This is a genomic window from Paenibacillus caui (assembly GCF_019904135.1).
GTDB lineage: Bacteria > Bacillota > Bacilli > Paenibacillales > Paenibacillaceae > Fontibacillus > Fontibacillus caui.
The window spans coordinates 1-1,223 of sequence record NZ_JAIOGQ010000078.1 but is presented as its reverse complement, the minus strand read 5'-3'; the positions used below and the strand labels follow the sequence as shown (position 1 = coordinate 1,223).

The window sequence follows — 1,223 nt, the reverse complement described above, 5'->3', positions numbered from 1 at the left end:
TGGATCGGCTACACTTAGCTGGACAGAAAAAATTAGGGCTATTAGAAAAACACAACAAAACAAAAGGAGCAAAACGACAATGGCCCAAGCAAGGCGCACATTTTCAGCAGAATTCAAAAGACAGATGGTTCAACTGTACGAAAGCGGTAAGTCGAGAGCTGATATTGTTCGTGAGTATGATTTGACACCTTCGGCTTTGGATCGCTGGATTAACCAAAGCCAAAAATCCGGATCTTTTACGGAAAAAGAGAATCGTACATCTGAAGAAAATGAACTCATCGCTCTCCGTAAAGAAAATCAGCGTCTTAAGATGGAGAATGACATTTTAAAGCAAGCCGCGCTGATCATGGGACGAAAGTAAATGTGATTCGCAATAATGCGCACAAATACTCGGTATCAGCAATGTGTAGCGTCCTAGGAGTTCCGAGAAGCACGTATTATTACAAGCCCGAGTCTTCTTCTTTAAGTTCGGAAGATCAGTGCATTGAAGACGCCATAGTAGAGATTTTTCGGGCTAGCCGAAACAACTACGGTACTCGAAAAATCAAGGTGGAGCTAGCGAAAAAGTCGCTACAGGTTTCAAGGCGCAGGATCGGGCGAATCATGAAACAACATGGCTTGGTTTCCAACTATACGGTTGCCCAGTACCAACCGCATAAAACGAATTCAAATGAGTCAAAAGCAAAGAATCAACTTCAGCGTCAATTTAACCAGGACGTTCCTTATGCCGTCGTGGTGAGTGATTTGACATACGTCCGCGTGGCCGGAAAGTGGAATTACGTATGTTTATTTGTTGACCTGTTTAATCGTGAAATCATCGGGTACAGCTCAGGGCCTCGCAAGACGGCAAGTCTTGTATACGCGGCCCTTGCGAGTATCTCGGTTAGGCTGGATCAAATTCAAATGTTCCATACCGACCGCGGAAGTGAGTTTGATAACCTCCTCATTTCAGAAGCCTTAACGGCCTTTGGTATTCAACGATCCCTTAGCAAGAAGGCATGCCCCTATGACAATGCCGTCGCTGAGGCCATGTTTAAGGTCTTCAAGACGGAGTTTGCCAACCATGTTCACTTCCAGAGTCTTGAGCAATTGTCCCTCGAACTGAGCGACTATGTTCACTGGTTCAATCATCATCGCATTCATGGAACTCTTGGTTATCGAACACCAGTCGAAGCTAGAAGCTTGCCCTCAAAATTGTTGTCCAGTTAAGTGTTGACAATCCA

The 1,223-nt window shown here is 44.8% G+C and carries 1 protein-coding gene; it reads left to right on the top strand.

Going from position 1 to position 1,223, the window contains the following annotated elements:
* Nucleotides 1-79: 79 nt before the first annotated feature.
* Nucleotides 80-1,209, top strand: a protein-coding gene (locus tag K7397_RS21160; protein ID WP_223070555.1) for an IS3 family transposase whose coding sequence is annotated in 2 segments (ribosomal slippage) — nt 80-326 and nt 326-1,209 — 1,131 coding nt in all. Because the reading frame shifts where the segments join, the coding sequence is not laid out codon by codon here.
* Nucleotides 1,210-1,223: the final 14 nt, after the last annotated feature.